19 protein-coding genes and 1 tRNA gene are annotated in these 21,467 nt (G+C 51.9%); 10 read left to right on the top strand and 10 right to left on the bottom strand.

Annotation, left to right across the window (positions count from 1 at the left end; genetic code table 11):
- Positions 1 to 7: 7 nt before the first annotated feature.
- The 8 genes from CVV30_10640 (at position 8) to CVV30_10605 (ending at position 9,576) form a co-directional block, all read left to right on the top strand.
- Complete coding sequence (locus CVV30_10640; GenBank protein ID PKL68367.1) at positions 8 to 2,416, top strand: hybrid sensor histidine kinase/response regulator; 2,409 nt, start codon at positions 8 to 10, stop codon at positions 2,414 to 2,416.
- Positions 2,417 to 2,458: 42 nt separating this feature from the next.
- Positions 2,459 to 3,784 (top strand): hybrid sensor histidine kinase/response regulator, encoded by a 1,326-nt coding sequence (locus tag CVV30_10635; protein PKL68366.1) that lies wholly within the window; start codon positions 2,459 to 2,461, stop codon positions 3,782 to 3,784.
- A gap of 190 nt (positions 3,785 to 3,974) precedes the next feature.
- Entirely contained in the window at positions 3,975 to 5,375 is a 1,401-nt protein-coding gene (locus CVV30_10630; GenBank protein ID PKL68365.1) for a histidine kinase, read from the top strand.
- An 86-nt stretch (positions 5,376 to 5,461) separates the two neighbouring features.
- Entirely contained in the window at positions 5,462 to 5,905 is a 444-nt protein-coding gene (locus CVV30_10625; protein ID PKL68534.1) for an N-acetyltransferase, read from the top strand.
- Positions 5,906 to 6,013: 108 nt separating this feature from the next.
- Positions 6,014 to 6,643, top strand: a complete 630-nt coding sequence (locus CVV30_10620) for a DUF47 domain-containing protein (protein ID PKL68364.1) — start codon at positions 6,014 to 6,016, stop codon at positions 6,641 to 6,643.
- A gap of 5 nt (positions 6,644 to 6,648) precedes the next feature.
- Entirely contained in the window at positions 6,649 to 7,830 is a 1,182-nt protein-coding gene (locus tag CVV30_10615; protein PKL68533.1) for a phosphate transporter, read from the top strand.
- Between the two features lie 59 nt (positions 7,831 to 7,889).
- Positions 7,890 to 8,519 (top strand): DUF47 domain-containing protein, encoded by a 630-nt coding sequence (locus CVV30_10610; GenBank protein ID PKL68363.1) that lies wholly within the window; start codon positions 7,890 to 7,892, stop codon positions 8,517 to 8,519.
- Between the two features lie 28 nt (positions 8,520 to 8,547).
- Entirely contained in the window at positions 8,548 to 9,576 is a 1,029-nt protein-coding gene (locus CVV30_10605; GenBank protein ID PKL68362.1) for an anion permease, read from the top strand.
- Between the two features lie 24 nt (positions 9,577 to 9,600).
- Here CVV30_10605 and CVV30_10600 read toward each other — a convergent pair whose 3' ends face one another.
- The 3 genes from CVV30_10600 to pyrH form a co-directional block, all read right to left on the bottom strand.
- The gene (locus CVV30_10600) at positions 9,601 to 10,263 is read right to left on the bottom strand and encodes an endonuclease III (protein ID PKL68361.1); all 663 of its coding nucleotides are present in this window, start codon (positions 10,261 to 10,263) and stop codon (positions 9,601 to 9,603) included.
- Between the two features lie 7 nt (positions 10,264 to 10,270).
- A tRNA-Pro gene (locus tag CVV30_10595) sits at positions 10,271 to 10,345 on the bottom strand.
- Positions 10,346 to 10,396: 51 nt separating this feature from the next.
- Positions 10,397 to 11,101: a UMP kinase gene (gene pyrH, locus CVV30_10590; protein ID PKL68360.1), complete on the bottom strand. Its 705-nt coding sequence runs from the start codon at positions 11,099 to 11,101 to the stop codon at positions 10,397 to 10,399.
- Positions 11,102 to 11,337: 236 nt separating this feature from the next.
- Here pyrH and amrS point away from each other — a divergent pair, with 236 nt between their 5' ends.
- Together amrS and CVV30_10580 are read left to right on the top strand one after the other, a co-directional pair.
- Positions 11,338 to 12,351: an AmmeMemoRadiSam system radical SAM enzyme gene (gene amrS / locus CVV30_10585; GenBank protein ID PKL68359.1), complete on the top strand. Its 1,014-nt coding sequence runs from the start codon at positions 11,338 to 11,340 to the stop codon at positions 12,349 to 12,351.
- Positions 12,341 to 12,856, top strand: a complete 516-nt coding sequence (locus CVV30_10580) for a hypothetical protein (protein ID PKL68358.1) — start codon at positions 12,341 to 12,343, stop codon at positions 12,854 to 12,856. The genes amrS and CVV30_10580 overlap by 11 nt, the downstream gene beginning before the upstream one ends.
- A gap of 477 nt (positions 12,857 to 13,333) precedes the next feature.
- Here the strand turns inward: CVV30_10580 and CVV30_10575 are convergent, their stop codons facing one another.
- The 7 genes from CVV30_10575 to CVV30_10545 all read right to left on the bottom strand — a co-directional run bounded on the left by CVV30_10575 (position 13,334) and on the right by CVV30_10545 (position 21,361).
- Positions 13,334 to 14,113: an alpha/beta hydrolase gene (locus CVV30_10575; GenBank protein PKL68357.1), complete on the bottom strand. Its 780-nt coding sequence runs from the start codon at positions 14,111 to 14,113 to the stop codon at positions 13,334 to 13,336.
- Between the two features lie 86 nt (positions 14,114 to 14,199).
- Complete coding sequence (locus CVV30_10570) at positions 14,200 to 14,715, bottom strand: formate hydrogenlyase (protein PKL68356.1); 516 nt, start codon at positions 14,713 to 14,715, stop codon at positions 14,200 to 14,202.
- A gap of 11 nt (positions 14,716 to 14,726) precedes the next feature.
- Complete coding sequence (locus CVV30_10565) at positions 14,727 to 16,307, bottom strand: hydrogenase (GenBank protein PKL68355.1); 1,581 nt, start codon at positions 16,305 to 16,307, stop codon at positions 14,727 to 14,729.
- Complete coding sequence (locus CVV30_10560; GenBank protein PKL68354.1) at positions 16,307 to 17,788, bottom strand: hydrogenase membrane subunit; 1,482 nt, start codon at positions 17,786 to 17,788, stop codon at positions 16,307 to 16,309. The genes CVV30_10565 and CVV30_10560 overlap by 1 nt, the downstream gene beginning before the upstream one ends.
- The gene (locus CVV30_10555) at positions 17,785 to 18,480 is read right to left on the bottom strand and encodes a hydrogenase subunit (GenBank protein ID PKL68353.1); all 696 of its coding nucleotides are present in this window, start codon (positions 18,478 to 18,480) and stop codon (positions 17,785 to 17,787) included. Before CVV30_10555 ends, CVV30_10560 begins: the two co-directional genes overlap by 4 nt.
- Positions 18,477 to 19,418 carry a hydrogenase gene (locus CVV30_10550; GenBank protein PKL68352.1) on the bottom strand — a complete coding sequence of 314 codons (942 nt, stop codon included), beginning with the start codon at positions 19,416 to 19,418 and terminating at the stop codon, positions 18,477 to 18,479. The genes CVV30_10555 and CVV30_10550 overlap by 4 nt, the downstream gene beginning before the upstream one ends.
- Positions 19,415 to 21,361: a hydrogenase membrane subunit gene (locus CVV30_10545; protein PKL68351.1), complete on the bottom strand. Its 1,947-nt coding sequence runs from the start codon at positions 21,359 to 21,361 to the stop codon at positions 19,415 to 19,417. The genes CVV30_10550 and CVV30_10545 overlap by 4 nt, the downstream gene beginning before the upstream one ends.
- Positions 21,362 to 21,467: the final 106 nt, after the last annotated feature.

Genomic DNA, 21,467 nt, shown 5'->3' with positions numbered 1-21,467 from the left:
CCTGCCTATGACCGGTCCGGACGATGAATTCAATAAAAAACTCCTCGCCACATTCAAAGAAGAAGCAGAGGAATATACCAACACCATCACCGAAGGGCTTCTGGAGCTGGAGCGGGACGGGACCGAAACCGGAAGCCCGGTAATCGAGAGGGTTTTCCGGACAATTCACAGCCTCAAGGGTGCTGCACGTGCAGTGAACTTAAAAGAAATTGAACTGATCTGCCAGAACCTTGAAAATGTCTTTGCTGCTCTCAAAAAAGGAGAGTATCTGCCTGACGCCGATGCATTTGATGTATTTCATAATGCCCTCAAGGTAATCCGGGTACAATTACAGGATTTTCCGGCTTCACTGTCAAATTCTGCTGAGATCATTACTGCGATACGGGGGCTGCTCATACAGAAGAAAAGTCCGGGCGAATCACCGGAAGACAATAAACGGACCGACGGTAGTGCCTACCCCAACACATCACCGGTGATACGCGTTGTTGCCCCTGCCGAACCGGATGCTGATGCTTTCAAAAAAGGCACTATATCAGCCAGTTTTTCGGAGGAAAAATGGCCCGGCGCACCAGCGTTGTTCCCAGTCCAACCGGCAAACCAGAAAGGAGGGATTCATCAAAAAACTGAAAGCAGCGCCACGGTAAGGATTGCTGCACATAAACTCGACCGGCTGATCGCCGGTTCCGATGATCTCCTCACCACCCGGCTCTTCATTACGCACAGGATGCGGGAACTTGAAGAGATGATGACCCGTTTTTCACAGTGGCGCTGGAACCATGCAATGATCTCATCCGATCTCTATTTACTCAGGGAAGCGGTTGCCGGTACCAAAAAGACCACGCTCCCTCCGGATCTTATCGTCCCGCTCCACCACATGCTCGAATTTCTTGAGTATGACCGGGAATTCATGACATATCTCAGGCACGACCTGGGAGCTCATATCAGGGCAACGGAACTTGACCGGTCTGCCCTTGAAACGAGCACCTCAGAGATATCTGACCTGATCCACGATGCGGTACTGGTGCCAATCGCTGATATCCTGTTACCCTTTTCCGGGTTTGTGCGGGAATATTCGCGCAGCACCGGCAAAAAAGTGGATCTCGTCATAGAAGGCGAAGAAATTGAGATGGACCGCCGTATCCTTGAATCCTTAAAAAATCCCATCATGCACCTGATCAATAACAGCATTGATCATGGAATTGAGTATCCTGATATCAGGGCGGAACAACACAAACCGGAACGGGGTATTGTCAGGATCCGTATTGTCACCCATTCGGGCAGCAAAGTCGGTATAGAAGTATCAGACGATGGTGCAGGGATAGACTGTAATAATGTGCGGAACGCGGCAGTAAAAAACGGGATCATCACAGCAACAGAGGCCGGCAGGCTGACTGATGAAGAAGTAATCTGGCTCATCTTCCGCTCCGGGCTTTCCGTAAATCCTGAAGTCACGGATATCTCCGGAAGGGGCCTGGGTCTTGCTATTGTCGAAGACACAGTAACGCGCCTTGGCGGAAGCGTGATTCTTTCATCCCAGTTAGGGAAAGGCACCAGTATTACCCTGAGAGTCCCGGTCAGGCTTGCCACATTCCGCGGCGTCGTAGTCCGGTCCGGCAGTCACCGCTATGTCCTTCCCATGCAGCAGGTCCGGCAGGTCTTCCGGGCAAAACCGGATTCAATCTTCTTCCATGACAAACGGCCGAGAATTTCTCTCAATGGAGAAGTTATCAGTGTCATCCGGCTTACCGATGCCCTGGGCGTAACCAAATATCACCGTACTTCTGAGATACCTGCACAGGTACCGATTATCATCATTGCCTATAGCGCAGGACAAATTGCCTGTATGGTGGACGAGGTCCTTCAGGTCCAGGAGATCGTCGTGCGCCCTCTCGGCAGCCAGTTGCGCAGGGTAAAACGCATAACAGGAGCTGCAATTCTTGGGGATGGGACCGTTGCCATTGTGCTTGACCCGATTGAACTTATCCAGGAAGCGATTAAAACAGATCTTCCCGTAACCCGTGAGGAGCAGCATGAATCAATTTCCCGACGTGTAATGGTTGTTGAGGATTCCGTGACGTCCCGGATGTTCCTGGCAAACATCCTTGAACTGGGGGGTCACCGGGTGACCACGGCACGCGATGGTATGGAAGCCTTCGCCATGCTTAAAGAAGATAAGTTTGATTTGGTTGTATCAGATGTGGACATGCCCCGCATGAACGGCTTTACTCTCACAGAAAAGATCCGTGCCGACACCCGGCTTACCTACCTGCCGATCGTGCTGGTCACTTCACTTGATACCAAAGAAGACCGTGCACATGGGATTGCCGTAGGGGCCGATGTGTACATGGAAAAAAGGGGTTTTGAAAAGGAGCTTTTTTTATCCATTATCAATGAACTGCTGCATGGGGATTACTAAAATGCATGAAGGATATAGTATATTTATGGAGGCTGCTTTTCCATGAACGGCACTATTCCCAAAAATCCGATGAAACTTCTTGTGGTTGAAGACAGCAGGACACAGGCAGAATACCTGCGCCATATTTTGGAAAATGAAGGGTACCGGGTCGTTCTTGCAGCAAATGGTATCGAAGCACTCGATCAGATCCGAATCGACCGCCCGGCACTGGTTTTATCAGACATTATTATGCCGGAAATGGATGGATATGAACTCTGCCGCAGGATCCGCGCCGATGCTGCGCTGGCTGCCATTCCGGTTATTCTTGTCACCCAGCTGTTCGACCCTGTAGATGTGATCAAGGGGCTTGAAGCAGGTGCTGACAACTTCATCATCAAACCCTTCGAGCCCCAGCACGTTTATTCACGTATTCACAGCGTACTCGAGATGCTCGTCCACCCTGACCCGGACTGCCGGTCCGACACCGGCATCGAAGTCTCATTTGCAAGCAGCAACCATACCATCAGTGCCAGCAGGCTGCAGATTCTCACCATCCTGCTCTCCACCTATGATCTTGCGGTAAAGAAAAACACTGAGCTGCTCGAAACCCACGAGCGGCTCAATGCAGTGAATGAGGAACTGCAGGTCACGGTAGAAAAACTCAAACAGGCAAATGATGACCTGTTTAAGGAGAATACTGAACGAAGAAAGGTTGAAGATGCGCTGGAAAAAGCCAACAAAAAACTTCAGCTGATGGCAAGTATCACCCGCCATGATCTGCTCAACCAGCTTATGGCCCTGCACGAATACATTGAACTTGCCCTGATGACAAAATCAACAGATCCAGAAAAAGCATGGAAACAGATCGTCACTGCAGATGGCATTGTCAGCCAGACGATCAATACGGTCCAGTTTACGGGAGACTACCAGAAAATAGGTATCAAATCGGCAATATGGCATAATGTCAGTAATCTTGTGGACAATTCACTGAAACACACCTCGCTGGGCATGGTAAAACTGGAAAATACCATTCCTGCAGGGTTGGAAGTGTGCGCAGACCCGTTAATCGAGAAAGTCTTTTCCAATCTTATTGAAAATGCCATCCGCTATGGGGGTATATCGACAACTACGATCCGGTTCAGCTATGAATGCAAAAACAATAGCTGCGTCATCATCTGCGAAGACGATGGAACGGGAGTACCAGCAGATGAAAAGGAGAAGATTTTTACCTACGGATTTGGTAAAAATACTGGACTGGGTCTATTCCTTTCCCGGGAAATTCTCAATATTACCGGGATCACCATAAAGGAGACCGGAGAACTCCATAAGGGTGCACGGTTTGAAATTACCTGCCCGCCGGAAAAGATTCGTTTATCCGGGCAGAACTAAAAATTTCCCGGAATATTTACCCCCAGATCACGGGGCCACTAAAAACAGATTGCACCGTAAAGACCCTGGGGGTTACTGCATTTTCCAAACAGGATCATGTCCGTGACAGGCACAAGAATGCCCGGACCCTGCTAAAGACAATCTTTTTGCCTCACCAGAGCGAACCGGGAAAATGCAGGTGGCTTTTGGAATGAAGACCTTTCAGTTATTCAGTTCTTCATCTCCGTTCACCCGTACGCGTATCGTTACCCTTGGCATTGCTACTGCTATTGCATTGCTTGTAAATATTGTCGGCATGTTCACAGGAATCACGGTCCTGCTTTCGCATGTCATCTATATCCCCATCATCCTTGCCGCGTACTGGTTCCCCCGGCGGGGACTTCTTCTTTCTGCGCTTATTGCAGGTATTTATGGTGCACTGATCCTGCTTCTCATGCCCCTCGATCTCCTTCTCATCATATCCACCCTCTTCCGCATGATCTTCTTTATCCTTGTAGGGGGTGTCGTTTCATTTCTTTCCACGAAACTCTGGGAGTCAGAACAGCAGCTTCACGAAATTATTGAATTTCTTCCCTACCCGACGTTTGCTGTAAACCGGGAAGGAGTGGTGATTGCATGGAACCAGGCAGTTGAAGATCTGACCGGTGTAAAAAAAGCAGAGATCCTCAATAAAGGGGAATATGCCTATTCCCATGCAATCTACGGTACAAAACGCCCTGCCCTCCTGGATCTCATTCTAACCCCCAATCCAGAAACAGAAACCTGGTATCCCCAGATAAGAAGAGAGGGGAAAAAACTGGTTTCTGAAGTGTATATCCCCCGCTTTAAGGGGGGTAAAGGCGTGTATCTCAGGATTGCTGCAACCGCCCTTGTCGATGGCAGCGGAAATACCACCGGAGCGATTGAGTCGATCCGGGATATCACCGAGCAGGTAATGACCGAATCGGCACTCCAGAATACCAGCAGCAGGCTCAATACCATTGCAGGGATTGTACGCCACGACATTTCAAGAAAACTTGCAGCTCTTTATGGGATTCTTTCAATTGGTGTCATGAAATTCGATGATCCTGATGTCCTGTTCTTTATAGAAGCGCTGAAGGATTCAGCCCAGGGGATCCAGCACCAGATCGATATTTCCCGCGAATTTAAGGACATTGGTACATCTCCCCCATCATGGATTCCGGTACAGGACGCAGTGCTTGAGGCTGTAAAGCGTGTCGGGGCGGGCAGGGTATCGTTCAGAACATGGACTGAACGGCTGGAGATTTTTGCCGATCCCCACCTGCCAGCGGTTTTTTTCCATATTTTTGACACAACAATCAGAGAAACTAATGGTGTGACTACGGTTGTTGTCACGTACCATATACAGGAAAATGGCTGTATGATTATTATGGAAACGGATGGCGAGGGCATTGAAGCAAACAGTAAAGAATCGCTCTTAACCCAGAGAGATGAGCGATTCGGACACGGGTTATTCCTTGCCCACGAAATTTGTTCGATAAGTGATATGACGATCAAAGAAACGGGAATTTTCGGAAAAGGCACACGGTTTGAGATCATGATTCCTCCCGAAGGATACCGGATACTATGATCGCACAGGATGAAAGCACCGCTATCGGAAAAAACAGCCTGCCAGCCACCCGGGAAACCCTGCATAGGGATGGATACAATCCGGATATGAAAATAATCGTGCGTGAACTCAGGGCAAACGAGTTTCCGGCAGCAGATAAAATATGGGTGGAATACCATGAAACGACCGGCGAACCCGCTACAGACAGGATTTTTGCTGCTTTTTCAGGAGAACTGATCGTCTCCTTAGCCCGCTGCCGGCGTCATCCGGACGGGATGGATGTTGATGGCATTTTTACCCCGGAAGAATATCGCAGGAACGGTTATTCACGACTCGCGGTCGGTGCACTGGTGGAAGCCTGCCATAATGACGGCTTGTATATGCATGCTGTCCGGCACCTGGTCGGATTTTATGCAACAATGGGGTTTATACCCATCGATGAAAAGGAGTTGCCGCCGACCATACGCGAGCGCTACCTCTGGGCCGGGGGAAACCTTGAAGGAGCGGAGGTTCAGCCGATGTACCGGAAAGCCGGGTTATTCTTATATTGACAATAGAAAAAAAGGCGGAATTACTCCACCATTCGTCCCGGATCACGAGATTTGCACAGCCCGTAGCCCACGTTTTTTATACTTGGCTGTCAGAGGGACTATCATACCATGCGTATCCGTGACCTGATCCTTCCCGAAGAAAAGATCTTTTTTACCCTGTTTAAAGAAATGACCGAGAAGATTTATGAAGCGTCCACAACCTTAAACGAGATCACCCACGAACTTCCGAATGGCATAGAAAAATCGCACAAAGTGCGGCAGCTTGAACACAAAGGTGATGAGATCACCCGCCAGGTGTTCGAACATCTGAACGAATCACTGATCACACCGCTCGAACCCGATGAGATCTCCCGGCTTGCACCCGTCATGGACGATGTCATGGACCGCATTGATCGAGTCACCCAGCAGATCTGCAATTACGAACTCGCCGAGAGTAATGAGACATTAAAGGAATTTTCCTACCTGATCATCATGTCTGCTACCGAGATCCGGGATGCGGTAACGGCACTTGAGAGCTTCAAAAAGACGGATGAGGTGAAAAGCCATTCAATCGAGATCAACCGGATATATAACCTTTCAATAGAGTTGCAGGCAAAAGCGGTGCTCGATCTTTTCAAGAAAAAAGATCTGCTCCTGATCATCAAACTTAAGGATATCTACGAAGGGCTCGGACGGGTGATGGAGAAGTGCAATGATGTCGGGCACGCACTCAATGACATCGCGATGAGCCACGCATGATCGGCATGGAACCCATTGTCCTGTTTGGCATCATCCTTGCGCTGGCTCTCAACTTTGTCAATGGTCTCAACGACGCCTCACATTCGATTGCAACCGTTGTAGCTACAAAAGCGCTCTCACCGATTAAGGCGGTATTCTCCACTGCGATCTGCAACATGATCGGGCCATTTGTCTTATCGACAGCGGTTGCAGCGACCATTGGTACGGCGATCGTTACCCAGAGTGCACTTACCCCGCTCTCGATTGTGGTCGCAATGGGAGCTTCGATCCTTCTGGTTTTTGTTGCCACCCGCATGGGAATCCCGCTCTCCAGCAGTCATGCACTGGTGGGAGGATTACTGGGAGCAGGAATCGGGGCGGTTGGATTTTCCGCCATAATCCTTCCTGGTATGGACACCGTATTGCAGGTTTTTTTCTTCGCGATAATGGGTGCGATTCTCGGGGCCCTGGTACTTGCCGTTATCTGTGCACTGTTTGAAGGGGATATCCGGCTGGGTATCCAGATAGGAGCAATCTGCGGAGCAGGAATAATCATCCCGTTCCTGATGATTGCCGGAGTAATCCAGATCCAGGGTCTCCTTGCAATCGTGCTCTTCATCTTCATCTCGCCTCTCCTCGGCATTTCGGGTGCATTCCTGTTTAACATCCTGGTCTCCCAGCTCATCAAACACTCGCGGCAGAGCAGGGCGAAACGTATCTTCCAGCCCCTGCATGTACTCGCCTGCCTCGGGCAGGCAACCGCCCATGGTGCCAATGATGGCCAGCACGCAGTGGGCGTGATTACCGCACTGCTGGTCTCATCCGGACTTCTCGTAACCTTCGATGTGCCCACATGGGTAATTCTTGCATCAGCCATTGCAATAGGACTGGGCACCTGTTTTGGCGGGTGGAAGGTTATCGATAAGATGGCAAAAGAGATCACAAAAATCCGGCCGTACCAGGGATTCTGTGCAGCAACTGCCAGCAGTGCCATTCTCGTAATGGTCACCCAGCAGGGTATACCCGTTTCATCCACCCACGCGATCAACGGAGCAATTATCGGAGTAGGAGCCACGCGGGGCAGGAATGCTGTGCAGTGGAAGGTTGTGCGCGAGATGATGACGGCATGGGTCATCACTATCCCGCTTGGGCTGGGGGTCTCATGGGTTGGTTACCAGATCGTCAGCTTCGCTTTGACAAGCATTTAGTGCCCAGACAATTCCGCTATATTTTTTAGGTTCTGCCACCGATTACCAGTAGGTTTGTTATGGGTCTTCGTGAGTTGCTGATACCGAAAGATAAAGTTTTTTTCGACCTGTTCGAAAAGCAGGCGGGGGTAGTAAAGGAGGCGGCATGGCAGCTTGTTGCCCTGACCGAGGATTTCACCAATGTCAAGGAGAAACGCCACGCGATCGAGAAACTTGAACACAAGGGAGACCAGATCACCCATGATATTTACGAACAACTGAACAGTTCGTTCATTACACCGATTGATCCGGAAGAGATCTCAAAACTGGCCTCAGCTCTTGACGAAGTGCTGGACTATATCGATGGTGCAACCGAGAAGATGTACTATTACGGCATCGAGGGCACGGACTCCCACATGATCGAGCTGGCAAAACTGATCCATATGTCAACGGTCGAGATCGAGAGTGCGGTAAAAGGCATCCGTTCCATTAAGGACCCCCGCTATATCGAAGAACGGTGTATTGAAGTGAACCGTCTTGAAAATCTCGCGGATGATGCACTTGCTCACGCGGTGACCGACCTGTTCAAAACAACCGATGCGATCACCATCATCAAATTAAAAGACATTTACGAGCACCTGGAGACCGCCACGGACAACTGCGAAGATGTTGCAAATGTGCTGTCCGATATCGCGATCCGGCACTCATGAGGGACGCAATTAGAAGTAAGGAGTCTGCATGATCGAGGCACCGTTCATCCTGATTATTGCCATCATCGTCATCGCGCTGATCTTTGATTTTACCAACGGGTTTCACGATTCAGCCAATTCAATCTCAACGGTCGTCTCCACAAAAGTTCTTTCGCCGAGAAATGCAGTGGTCTTTGCCGCATTTTTTAACTTTGTTGCTGCATTCGGATTCGGGGTTGCGGTTGCAAGTACGATCTCCAAAATCATCCAGCTGGAGATTGTCGATACCGTTATGGTCCCCTATATTATTCTCGCTGCACTCACGGGCGCCATTGTCTGGAACCTCATCACCTGGTTCTTCGGTCTCCCGACATCATCATCCCATGCCCTGATCGGGGGCCTTGTCGGAGCCGGCATCTCAGCGGCGGGTATTGCGGCAATCAAGTGGTCCACGGTCGAACTTGTCGCGACCTTTATGATCCTCTCCCCCCTTATTGGTTTTGCAATCGGATTTTTGTTCATGGCACTCGTTCTCAACATCACCAAGAATGCCCATAAATCAACAGCAGAATCCCATTTCAGAAAACTCCAGCTCTGTTCTGCGGCAGCCTACAGTTTCAGCCACGGCACCAATGATGCCCAGAAAACAATGGGTATCATCCTTCCCCTGCTCTTTTCTATCGGGTATTTCGGGGCAACCATTGATCCCAACCATCTTCCGGTCCCCTTATGGGTGATCCTGGTATCCTATGGTGCTATTGCCCTGGGCACTCTTTCCGGCGGCTGGCGGATAGTAAAAACCATGGGTTATAAAATTACCAAACTCCGTCCGGTTCATGGCTTTGCAGCAGAGACTGCCGGTGCAGCAACAATTCTCGGGGCGTCTGTTGCAGGTATCCCCGTGAGTACTACACATGTCATCTGCACATCGATCATGGGCGTTGGCACTACGATGGGCGCAAGTACGGTAAAATGGGGTGTTGCCCGGAGCATCGCGGTTGCATGGATACTTACAATCCCGATCAGTGCCCTTATAGGGTTTGTTTCATTTCTCACGATCCGACTGATTGTCGGATAAAAACAGACCGGAAAAACCGGAAATTCATTTATTCTTTTTTACCGTTGTTGCATAATACCGGCACCGTGCACGAATCGGGCATACTTCACAATGCGGCTTCTTCGCATCGCAGCATGCCCGCCCATGAGAGATCAGGACATCGGTAAGATCCCCCCACTGCTCCTGCGGGAAGAGTGCCATGAGATCGCGTTCGATCACCGCAACGTTATCGGTACTGGAAAAACCGATCCGCTGGGCCAGCCTGCGGACATGCGTGTCGACAGCAATCCCTTCGTTCCTGCCGAGCGCATGGTAGAGCACGATGTTTGCCGTTTTTCGCCCAACCCCGGGAAGTGTGAGCAGTTCGTCCATCGATTCAGGGACATTTCCCCCAAAGGTCGAGAGCAGCGCCTGGGAAGCCGCGATGATATTGCGGGCCTTTGCATGGAAATAGCCGAGACTGTGGATGATCGTTTCCACATCTTCCGTCTTTGCTTTCGCAAGAGCAGACGGTGTCGGGTATTTTTCGAACAAAGGTCCCCCTACTTTCAATACCGCCCGATCAGTGGTCTGCGCTGACAGGATAGTGAGGACAAGCACCTCAAAGGGAGAGCCTTTCGCAATGAGAGCGGGAGAATTATAATTGCGGGAATCTGGATAGCGCTCCACAAGAAGAGAATAAATCAGCGCTGCGTCCTGTTTTTTCATGGTCCAATGGGGTAGGGCGGATTCGAACCGCCGTCAAAGCGTCCCAAACGCTCTAGGATGGACCAGGCTACCCTACTACCCCGCGACATCATAGATGTGCCGGGATGATAAAAATAGGTAATGGTATCTGCGATCAGACCGGGAGAGGAGATTTGCCTGATTCGGAGACAATCGTTCCCGTAAAAGTTCCCCTGATGATCGCATTTGACAGGTTCTCCGGTTCCGTTCCGTCAAGCACTACAAGAGGAATATGGCTGCGCTCGACGATACGGGCGGCGATGATGTCAAGCACATTATTGGACCCGGCACCAAGTCCGATCTGGCTGACAATTACCAGCAGCTGCTCGGGGGTGAGGGTCTCGAACCTCTTCGCACCCTTGTGCTTTTTCGGGTCTTTGTCATAGATGCCATTGACCGAGGTTGCGTTGATGAAAACAGACGCCCTCACGCGTTCGGCAAGTACCGCTGCAACCGCATCGGTGGTCTGGCCGGGTGTAATGCCGCCCATGACTACGATCTTGTTGGTTTCTGCAAATTTCTTTGCCTCTGCATGACTCTCCGCAACTTTCGGGTAGGCCGAATCCCCAAGAGCAGCGATCAGGAGAGTGGCATTAAGCCGGGTGATCAGGATGCCGATCTCATCGGAAGTCCCCTCGTCCACACCAAGTTTCCGGGCAGCTTCAATATAATCCCGTGCTGCGCCGCCCCCGCCAACAACAACAAAGAGCCGGTGGTGCTCCGCGATTGCCCTGAGTACCGGGACATAGCTGCTGATCCGGTTCTTCTCAAGGGATGGTATCAGGATTGAACCGCCCAGCGAGATGACAATATTCCTCATTGCACTAGTTTTTGTACCTGATGCTCATATAGAGTTGTTTACTATGTATTACTGTCCGAAATGCAAGAGCCAGGATATTTTTCCCGTTGTCGGGGGGTGTGTCGGACAGATTTATCTCTGCAAGAACTGCGGATATCGCGGTTCGTTTGTCCTCGAGATCGATGGTGCAGATGCTTTCAAAGAGATAGAAAAAGAGAATAAGGAACATCCCTAATCACTCGTTAAAAGAGCAGGGTATGCACGAAGCACGCCAGTACGTTAAACAGGAAAACAATGCAGTGAAATGCTCGCTGTGCAGCCATCGCTGTACAATCAATGACGGAAAACACGGCATCTGTGGCGTGCGGGTGAACGAACACGGCTCTCTCAAAGCGATGACCTATGGCAGGATCAGCGCTGAAGCAGTTGATCCGATCGAAAAAAAACCTCTTTTCCACTACCTGCCCGGCACCCTGTCATACTCACTCGGCAGTATCGGTTGCAACTTTCACTGCGAGCACTGCCAGAACTGGCACATCTCCCGCGCAGGTCTGGATGGTGCCATGCTCCGTTCACTGGCACCGGAGGAAGGGGTGAAGCGGGCACTTGCGAGCGGCAGTGCAAGCATCTCGTGGACCTATAACGAGCCAACGATCTGGCACGAATATGCGCTGGATATGGGCACGCTGGCAAAGGCAAAAGGGCTCGGCACCGTGTACGTGACAAACGGGTACATCACGGAAGAAGCGCTCCGCGAGCTCGCACCGATGCTCGGGGCATTCCGGGTGGACCTCAAGGCATTCACCGATGATTTCTACAAAAAAATCTGCGGGGCAAAGCTCCAGCCGGTGCTCGATTCGGCACAGCTCGCAAAGGAACTGGGCATGCATGTCGAGACGGTCACGCTGGTGATACCGGGTCTCAATGACAGCATGGAAGAGCAGGAGAACCTGATCCGCTGGGTGATAGAACACCTCGGCCCGGATACCCCGATGCACTTCTCCGCGTTCCACCCGGATTACAAGATGCTCAACCGGGGAGCAACTCCTGTCGCAACCCTGGAAAAGATCTACAAGAAAGCAAAAGCGCTGGGACTGAGATTCCCCTATCTCGGCAATGTGCCCCGAAATACGTACGAAAACACGTACTGTCCCCACTGCAATACAACCCTGATCGAACGGCAGGGGTTTTCCAGCAGGTTTGTTGCGCTTGACGGCAACCAATGTACCAACTGTGGTGAAAAGATCGAGATTGTGCGCCATGTCTCCTGAACACGTAATCCCCGCTCACCAGTGTCCGGCCTCCGAGCCACGTTTCCTCGCGGACCGCATGCTTGGCACCCTCACCCGGTACCTGCGGTTCATGGGCTATGATACCACGAGCGCAAACGGGCTTGCCGAGGGTAATGCAAAAGAAGATACTCTCCTGCTGGAACTCAGCCTTCAGGAACAACGCATCCTGCTCACCCGGGATGCCGAGCTGGCACGGCGCGGGAAAGACAAGGCGATCCTGATCAGGTCCGAAGATGTGATGGAACAGGTGCAGCAACTCATAGAACTAGGTTTGATCCAGCGGCGGGTGACGATGAGCCGGTGCTCGCTCTGCAACACTCAGGTCCGGGAAGCATTCGAGTGCGAGATCGCGGGTGCCGATTATGCGCCAAAGGACTGGCGGGGATTGTCGTTCTTCTGGTGCGAAAGCTGCAGGAAACTGTACTGGAACGGGTCGCACGGGAAAATGCTGGAAGAGAGGATTGGGGGGATTGGGGAGAAGTAAGCTAGTTCTTTCAAAACATAGCGATGAACACCACCGTCCCCGAAGGGACGCCCCTGCGGGGGTTCAAATGCCTAACAACAAAACAGTCATCCACCCCGCCGTGCCTCGGAAAGGCCCTGAGGCGGGGAACCCTCCTTACCATTCATCATTTCAACCCTCCACTGAAAGTTCACAACCGACCCCCACACATTTTTAAAGGGGGGTAAGGTCCCCCTTTGCACTAAGAGGGGAGGGGTCAAAATATTTTCAAGTGACGGGGCGGTCAAGCACATCCCCTCTTTTTTTGGAGGGGGGGTTCCCCTCCGGGCAAATGGGAAGGGGTAGTACCCTATCCAGACAAAGAGGGACCCAACTCCCCCCAACTCGGATTCATTTGAAAGCTAATAAAAATTAATCAAAAAAGTGCAATTGCCAGTTATCAGAAGCATTCACTGAAATGTCCCGGGCAGGAACCGACAAAACCCGGTTCTCCTTATTTCAGATCTCCTTTGCAAGAATCCCGAAAAAGTCCTCAGACGCATTGCGCTCAATCCACGGACGGTGGCCGCACTTCTTCAGAAGGATGAACTTAAAGTCGGACAGTTCCCGGGTAAGCGGCTCTTTAACGCCTTCAGCAGGGTGAGGATCATAGTCACCATGAATCGCAACTACCGGGCATTTGATCGAATGCGCCAGACGGAGGAGGGCCAGATTCCGCCGCTGCTCTGCAGCCTCATCCCAGACACCCTTGAAAACATCATACTGGCAGTGAAAGGACTCGTTTTCCAGACTGATCGGATCGAATGCATCCGCGTGGGCAAGGAGACACCCCAGTCTTCCCAGGAGAGCGTCTTTGTCCGGAGTTGTTGGTGCCTCTATCTGTTTCAGGAGGGTCTGCGCTTCCGCACGTTCCTTTGATTTAAGCCGGTCCAGCCGGGTCCTGGTGATATAGGTTGCATATCGCTCCTCGAAGGGTGCGCTGCTAATCAGGATCAACTTACGGACGAGCTCAGGATACCGTGCAGCCACCATCCACGACAGAAAAGCTCCCCATGAAAAACCGATAAGGGTTACTGGTACCTGGCCATATTCTGACAGGGCCAAACGAAGTTCCTGTATCTGTCCTTCAAGGGATTTCTCGGTCTGGAAAGGTTCGAGGACTCCTTTCATCCCGGACAGTTCCCGTGCCACGTGTGCCATCTCACCCGGAGCACCCGGACCTCCATGAATGACCGCAACCGGATACGGCCCGGGCCCCCATTTACGTACCGGTTTCATACAGGTATCAGGTTATTTTACGGGAATAAATAGGATAACCCTGAAAACCGTACAAAAAAAGTGTATTTGCGCTATATTTCACGCAGTCAGTGCGCCCGGGCCTGCTTCATTAATGCAAGCAGTCCCGAAAGAATCTGGATCGGCGTGGGGGGGTTTCCGGGTATCTTCAGGTCCACCGGAAATATCTTTTCCGCGCCGCCAAGGACTGCATACGTTCCGGCAAAGATCCCGCCATTACAGGCATCATCGCCAACGGCGACTACAAACTTGGGAGACGGCATGGCATCGTAGGTCTTTCTTGCTGCGATTGCCATATTGTGCGTGACAGCACCGGTCACGAGAAGGACATCCGCATGACGGGGAGAGGCAACAAAGAAGATACCGAAACGTTCCACATCGTAAAACGGGTTGTTGAGATTGTTGATCTCAATTTCCGTGGCATTGTCGCTGCCGGTATCCAGTTCCCGGATCGCAAGGCTCCGGCCGAACACTGCATCGATTTCCGTCCTTATGGCACGGCCAAGAATCTCTAAGTCTTCATCCCGTACCGGCACCTCTTCGGTCACTTTCTTTTTCAGCAGGCAGGTTAATGCATTTACCATTTTTCCTCACCTCACAGGTCTGTTCCCGCGTACGAGAGATTCAGGCTCTTGTTGATCACCGGGAAATCCGGGACGATGTTCCCCTGAACTGCATGTTCGAGTGCCAGCCAGTTGCAGAACGAAGCAGTCCGGACCTTGTACCGCTCGATTACGCCGCCCTTGATCCAGACCCAGCAGAGGTTCTGGCCCCGGGCAGATTCCACCTGCGCTAGGGTGTAACCGTCATGGATCACAGGCGTTGTGCCGATTTCTCCCTCAGGCATTGCTGCGATCAGTCGTTCGATCAGGTCAAACGAGTCCATGATCTCCGATGCCTTGACCGTAAACCGGGAGAGGACATCCCCATCCCGGAGCCGTTGTGGCTTGGGAGCGAACTGTTCGTAGATACCGTACGGGTGATTCAGCCGGACATCTACCTTCCCGCCGGAAGCACGTGCTGCCGGGCCGGTAATATTGAGCGGGCGCAGCAGGGCCGGGCGGATCACTCCGGTAGTTGCAAACCGGTCGATTACCGATGCGGTAGAGAGCACAATCTTCAGCCCTACCTTGTACCCTTTCCGTGCCCGGTGCACAAATACAGCGAGTTCGTCGAGATCTGGTTTTGCAATATCCCGGCTCAACCCGCCAACAGAGACCATATTTCGCAGGAACCGTGAACCGGTAAGGCGGTCATTTTCGCGGAAACATTCTTCACGCAGCACCGAAAACTGGTTGGCGCCCAGCGGGAACGCCACGTCCACGAGCATCCCTGCCTGGTCCCCTAAGTGCGAGTGGATCCGCTCCAGTTCAAGAAGGATTGTCCGCAGGTACCATGCCCGTTCAGGAACCTGAATACGGGATATCTGCTCGATTGCCATGCAGAACGCGGTTGCATTTGCCACCGATTCATCACCGCTCACTGCCTCAGCAATCCCGAGACATTCCCGGGGTAGTTTTCCTTCTGCCAGTTTCTCGATACCCCGGTGCTTGTAAAACATCCGGCACTCGAGGTTGAAGATCGTCTCGCCTATCACGCTGAACCGGAAGTGCCCGGGCTCAATGATTCCTGCATGCACCGGGCCGACTGGCACCTGGTATACCCCTTCACCGCTCACCTGCCGGAACGGGTATTCTTCAGAGGGATCAATAGTCGCCCGGGTGACAACAGGCGCATTCCTGAACGATTTCTTCAGCGGGTGGAACCCTTCCGGATAGGTCTCGTGCAGGAAGAGCCGACGGGTATCAAAGGCTCCGTCAAACTCCACACCAAACCCGTCACGACACTCCCGTTCGAACCAGCAAGCCGACGGATAGATGCAGGCAATGGAGGTTGCACGTCCGCTGACATTACGGACCAGCACCAGAATGCTGGTTCGCCGTTCAAACACGTAAAAGAGGGTGTGCGCAGCGTTGCTGGAAAAGCCTTCACAGCAGAAGAGGCTGATCAACACGAACTTGTTGGCAGCAAGGTGCGATACCGCCGTTTCGAATTCTGCTTCTTCGATGAGTACATACTGTTCATTATTGGGCCCGTGGCTGAGCCGATCACCGAGGGCAGCCTCACCAAGAAATTCCTGTACTGCCCGTATCCCGATATCATTGTCTGGAGTCATCAGAATTTCAGCTCCGTTACAATCTGGTTGAGGAACTCCATACCACCGGCAGGGAGAACAATACCGACAAGGAGAAGGAGTGCAAGCAGGAAGATGATGGGAATCTTCATGCTGGCGGGAGTCTGGTAGGGAATAATATCTGACAGTGATTCCGGTTCAGAAACCTGCGTGAATGTCGTGAGTACGAAGTATCCCAGCGCCGCCGCCGCGATGAACAGCAGGACAAGTATCACCGCAAGCACCCAGAGGGAGATGGCACCCAGCTGGAGCATGATGAAAAATTCTGAGAAGAAGATGGGAAACGGGGGCATACCAATGATCGCGAGCCCGCCCAGAATAATTCCCCATGCAGCCAGCGGCTGAAGCCGGAATACATCCTTAATCTCATCCGCTGCATCACTCGAGAACCGGCTCCGGTACTGCCGGTGCAGGATACCGGAAGAGAAGAAGAGCGAGGCCTTGGTCAGGGAATGTGCCATGATGTGGAAGAGCACCCAGAAGAGCGCAACCGGCGTGGAGATGGCAAGACCCACGAGCATGATCCCCATGTTCTCCACGCTGGAGAATGCCACCAGTTTTTTTAAGTTTTTCTGGGGTATCATGGAGAAGGCGGCAATGCCAATCGTAAGGATCCCAAACACCGCAATCATCGGCGCAATGGTAGCAACAGCGGTTGTCTGGTGCACAATCGCATACATGCGGATAATCCCGTAGATACCCACGTTCAGCAGTACACCGGAGAGAATAGCACTCACCGCTGACGGGGCTTTCGCATGGGCTTCCGGCAGCCAGGTATGGAACGGGAATATACCGGACTTTGCAGCAAACCCGATAAAGACGAGCGCGAAGGAAGCGATCATCATGCCGGGGGAAAATCCAGCAGCATGCTGCATGAGCACGGTCCAGTTCAGGGTACCGGTGCCAATATAGACCCGCGATATCTCGAAGAGGAAGATGAACCCGACAAACGCAAAGAGCATGGAAACCGAAGCCACGAAGATATACTTGATCGCTGCATCGATGTTCTCGCGGGCAGAAAGGATGGCAATGAGCATTGCAGAGATGATGGTGGTCATTTCAGCAAAGATCCAGAAGAGTGCGAGATTATCAGAACAGAATGCAAGGACAATGACCAGAAGGAGCAAAACCCATGCCGCATAGAAGAGCTTGAGACTGCCTTTTTCCAGTTCCCCGCTCTCAAGAAGTCCTCCGATATACCCCCGGGCATAGACCGCAGCGCAGGCAAAGATGATTGTTGCGATCAGCACTTCAAAAAGCCCGAGGTGATCGATAAAGAAATACTGGCTTCCGACAAGAAACGACACCACCGGCACCTGCTCGAAGAGTGCGATGTAGACAGCGAGCGCGGCAAAGATCAGTGCCTGGGAGATGCACACGGTGTTCATCTGCCGGTGGTTCCGGGTAGCTGCAATGATAACCAGCGAGAGCACCGATACCAGGACAAAGGCAATCAGGATCATGCGACATCCTCCTCCTCTTCCAGGAGGTGGAAACGGTGGAGACGCTTATGGTAATCTTCAAGGGTCGAATCGATACCTACCGATAATATCGCCGTCAGGATTACGACGATGATCAGGTCAATGACGATCAAAAACTCGATGATGAACGGGAGCTCGGTGACAAACATACCAAAGAGGAGCACACCGTTTTCCATAGAGAGGAATCCTAAGACCTTGGTAATAGCCCTCTTGCGGCTGAACGTGACCATCATGCCCATCAGCATCAGCGAGATCCCCAGCACTGCGCCAAAGAAAAAGAGGCTGTTGTCCCAGGCGGGTGTATCTTTAAGGATTGTTTCGAGCGCCATGTAGATCACCAGCATCAGTGCCATCGAGATGAGCAGCGAGGTTGTGGGATTCAGGTAATGGAACTCGATATCCCGCTTGATCCGGATCTTTTCCTGGATGGTGGCAATGAAGTACGGGATGATGAGAACCTTGCTGACAAACGTGACCCCGGCAATCGCCAGGAGAACCAGGGATCCCTCCAGTGACCAGAGCGCAAGCGCGATACCGACAAGAGTGAGACTCTGGAGGGCATAGACGGACACTACGGAGAGCAGGTTACGTGTCGAGATGATGTAGGCTGCCGTAATGATGATGCATACAAACAGGATCCTGATGATCCCGACGACGATTGCGGTGTCGATCATGAGAACACCTCGATGATGATGATCAGGGTCGAGAAGAAGAACGCCATGGCAAACAGGCTGGGGAGCTGGAAGAACCGTTTCTTTGCCATTGACGATTCAAAGAGCCCGATGATCCCGGCAAGGATCGATCCTTTTACCACGAAAACGACCAGCGCAATAAGGAGCCCGGTAAGGGTCAGGGTGGTCATGAGACCAAACGGCACGAGCAGGTTGATGAGGAGCGCCATGAGAACGGTCATCTTGACGGCTGCGGAGAGTTCCATCAGGGCTAAGTTCCTGCCCGACTGCTCGAGAATCATACCCTCGTGGATCATGGTGAGTTCAAGATGCGTCTCAGGGTTGTCGACCGGTATCCGCGAGGTCTCTACGATAATGATAATAAATAACGAGATACCGATCAGGATTTGTGTTGATGGGGAGGGCGATCCGGCAGATACATTGAGGGTAAACATATCAAAGATATTGAGAGTCTTAAAGACGAACGCAAGCGCAGCAAAGACGATGATGGTAGTGGGTTCGATAATGGAAGATATACTCATCTCCCGCGAACTGCCCATACCCCCGAAAGCACTGCCGGCATCCAGGCCGGCGAGCGCCATAAAGAAGCGGGCAAGGACAAGCAGGTACAGGAAGAGAATGATGTTACCGATACCTCCCACCGGTTCAGGCACGAAGACCAGCGGGACAAAAAGTGCGGCAACAAGGATCGCCGCCATCGTGACAAGCGGGGTGACCCGCATGATCCGCGATGAATTGGGAGAGTAGATGACTTCCTTTTTCAGCAGTTTCATCAGCGTAAAGTAGGTCTGAAAAATGGATGGGCCCTGCCGCCCCTGCGTCCAGGCCTTCACCTTTTTGATCAGGCTGACAAAGAGGGGCGAGACTGCGATAACGATGAGCGTATTGATCACGAGATAGATGAAGAAATCGGCGTTCATGCAAACCACCCAAGGAACAGGATCACAGCAATGACGGTGATAAAGACATAGAGGAGATACGTGTCAAGACACCCGTTCTGGAAACGCGATACCCTGCCCGCAACCCGCATGGATTGCTGTGCGAGAGGACGGTAAAGATATTCTTCAAATACCTTCAGGAGACGGATCTCCCCTTTACCTTCCTTGAATATGCAGTTCTTCTGGTCATAGAACGTCCGTTCATTGGTTGTCCGCGTGCGGTAAATGGACGAGAAGATGATGTCGAGGGGTTCTGAGAACCCATGACCGCTGTATTCTGCCGATGCCTGCTGCGAGAGTGTCCCGCATCCCCAAGTCTCACTCACCCGTACCTCGCGGGAGGCGGTGAAATACAGTACTGCATAGGTAAACACCGCCATGCCCCCGAGAAGCAGGCTGACCAGCAGCATATCCGGCAGGGGAACTGCAAAGCCGACGAATGCAAAGATCTGGAGAGCACATACGCCGAGGAGTATGCAGGCAGCTGCAAGAATGCCGGGTCCGATCAGCATGGCACGGGGAACTTCACGGGCAGCGGCACTCTCCGGGGAACGGGGTAGGGCAAGGAAGATCGACCCGAATGCCTTGACAAAACATGCTGCGGAAAGAGCACTGGTCAGTGCGAACAGGGCAAGGCAGATAAACAGGAGAACTTTAAGCAGCGGTTCGAGCACCGTAAAAGATGATGAGAAGAACGAGATGAAGATCAGGAGCTCGCTGGCAAACCCGTTTAAGGGGGGTAATGCAGTTATCGAAACTGCGCCGATAAAAAAGAGCGCAGAGGTGACCGGCATCCGTTGGGCTAGTCCTCCCATGTGCTCGATATCCCGCGTACCGGTTGCAGATACGACGGAACCCGCGGTGAGGAAAAGCAGGCTCTTAAACAGGGAATGGTTGAGCGAATGGAAAAGCGCACCCAGCAGGCTGAGGGTTGCGAGATCGTGAAGATTAAGGGCAGTAAAGATCACGGACAACCCAATGCCGGTGAAGATAATCCCGATATTTTCTATGCTCGAATAGGCGAGCATTCCCTTGACATCATGCTCTTTTAACGCATAGATAATGCCAAGAACCGCCGATGCCGTGCCCGCGGCAAGGATCAGCACACCCCACCAGAGATCCGGCGTGAACACATCCAGCAGGAAACGAATCAGCCCATAGACGGCGATCTTGAGCATCACGGCGGACATGAGAGCGGAAATCGGTGACGGGCTTGCCGGGTGGGCATACGGCAACCACTTGTGGAACGGGATGATTCCTGCCTTTATGGAAAAACCAATGAAAAGTGCAAGGAATGCAACGGTAATGAGAGGAGTCGATGCTGTTGACAAAGGGGTGATCGCAAACGAACCCGTCTGGATGAAGAGCGTAATTATTCCCAGCAGGATAAACAGGGATGACAACTGGGTCAGCAAAAAATAAAAGATCCCTGCTTTCCTTGATTCAGGTTGCGAATACTCGTACATGACGAGGAAGAATGAACTCACCGCCATCAGTTCCCAGGAAAAGAAGAACGAGAGCGTGTTTGCCGAGGCAACGACAAGCACCATTGCGAGAATAAAGAGACTGGTACAACCGCAGAGCAGGTTCCTGCGGGACTGCCCGTCCATATGCTCGATATATTCAGTAAAGTAGAGGGAAACACACGCCGATACGACCGCAATGATAAGCAGGAAAAATGAAGCGAGCCGATCGATAACAAACGAGAAGGAGAACCCGGGGAGGGGTTGGTAGAGCGTTAAATGTTCTGTTCTGCCGGAGAGCAGGGTCAGAAGGGAAAAGCACGCCAGCAGAAGGGATGCGATGATTACGCAGGACAGGGAAATCGTGCGTACGGATCTCCGGTCTGACGAGGCTAAGAGAAGGGGAAAGATAGTGCCGGCAAGAAGCACGATGATGGTTAGGGAGAACAGTTCAGCAATCATGTTTCGCTCTCCCTGATCCGATTCTGCACAGGTCTGATAACTGAGTTAAACCGGGAAGAATGCCCATTTTTTCCCCGGATTCCGGATTAATTAAGGATTGATCGTT

The sequence above is a fragment of the Methanomicrobiales archaeon HGW-Methanomicrobiales-1 genome (assembly GCA_002839675.1).
Taxonomy (GTDB): domain Archaea; phylum Halobacteriota; class Methanomicrobia; order Methanomicrobiales; family Methanospirillaceae; genus Methanoregula.
This window is presented reverse-complemented; position numbering and strand designations above follow the sequence as displayed.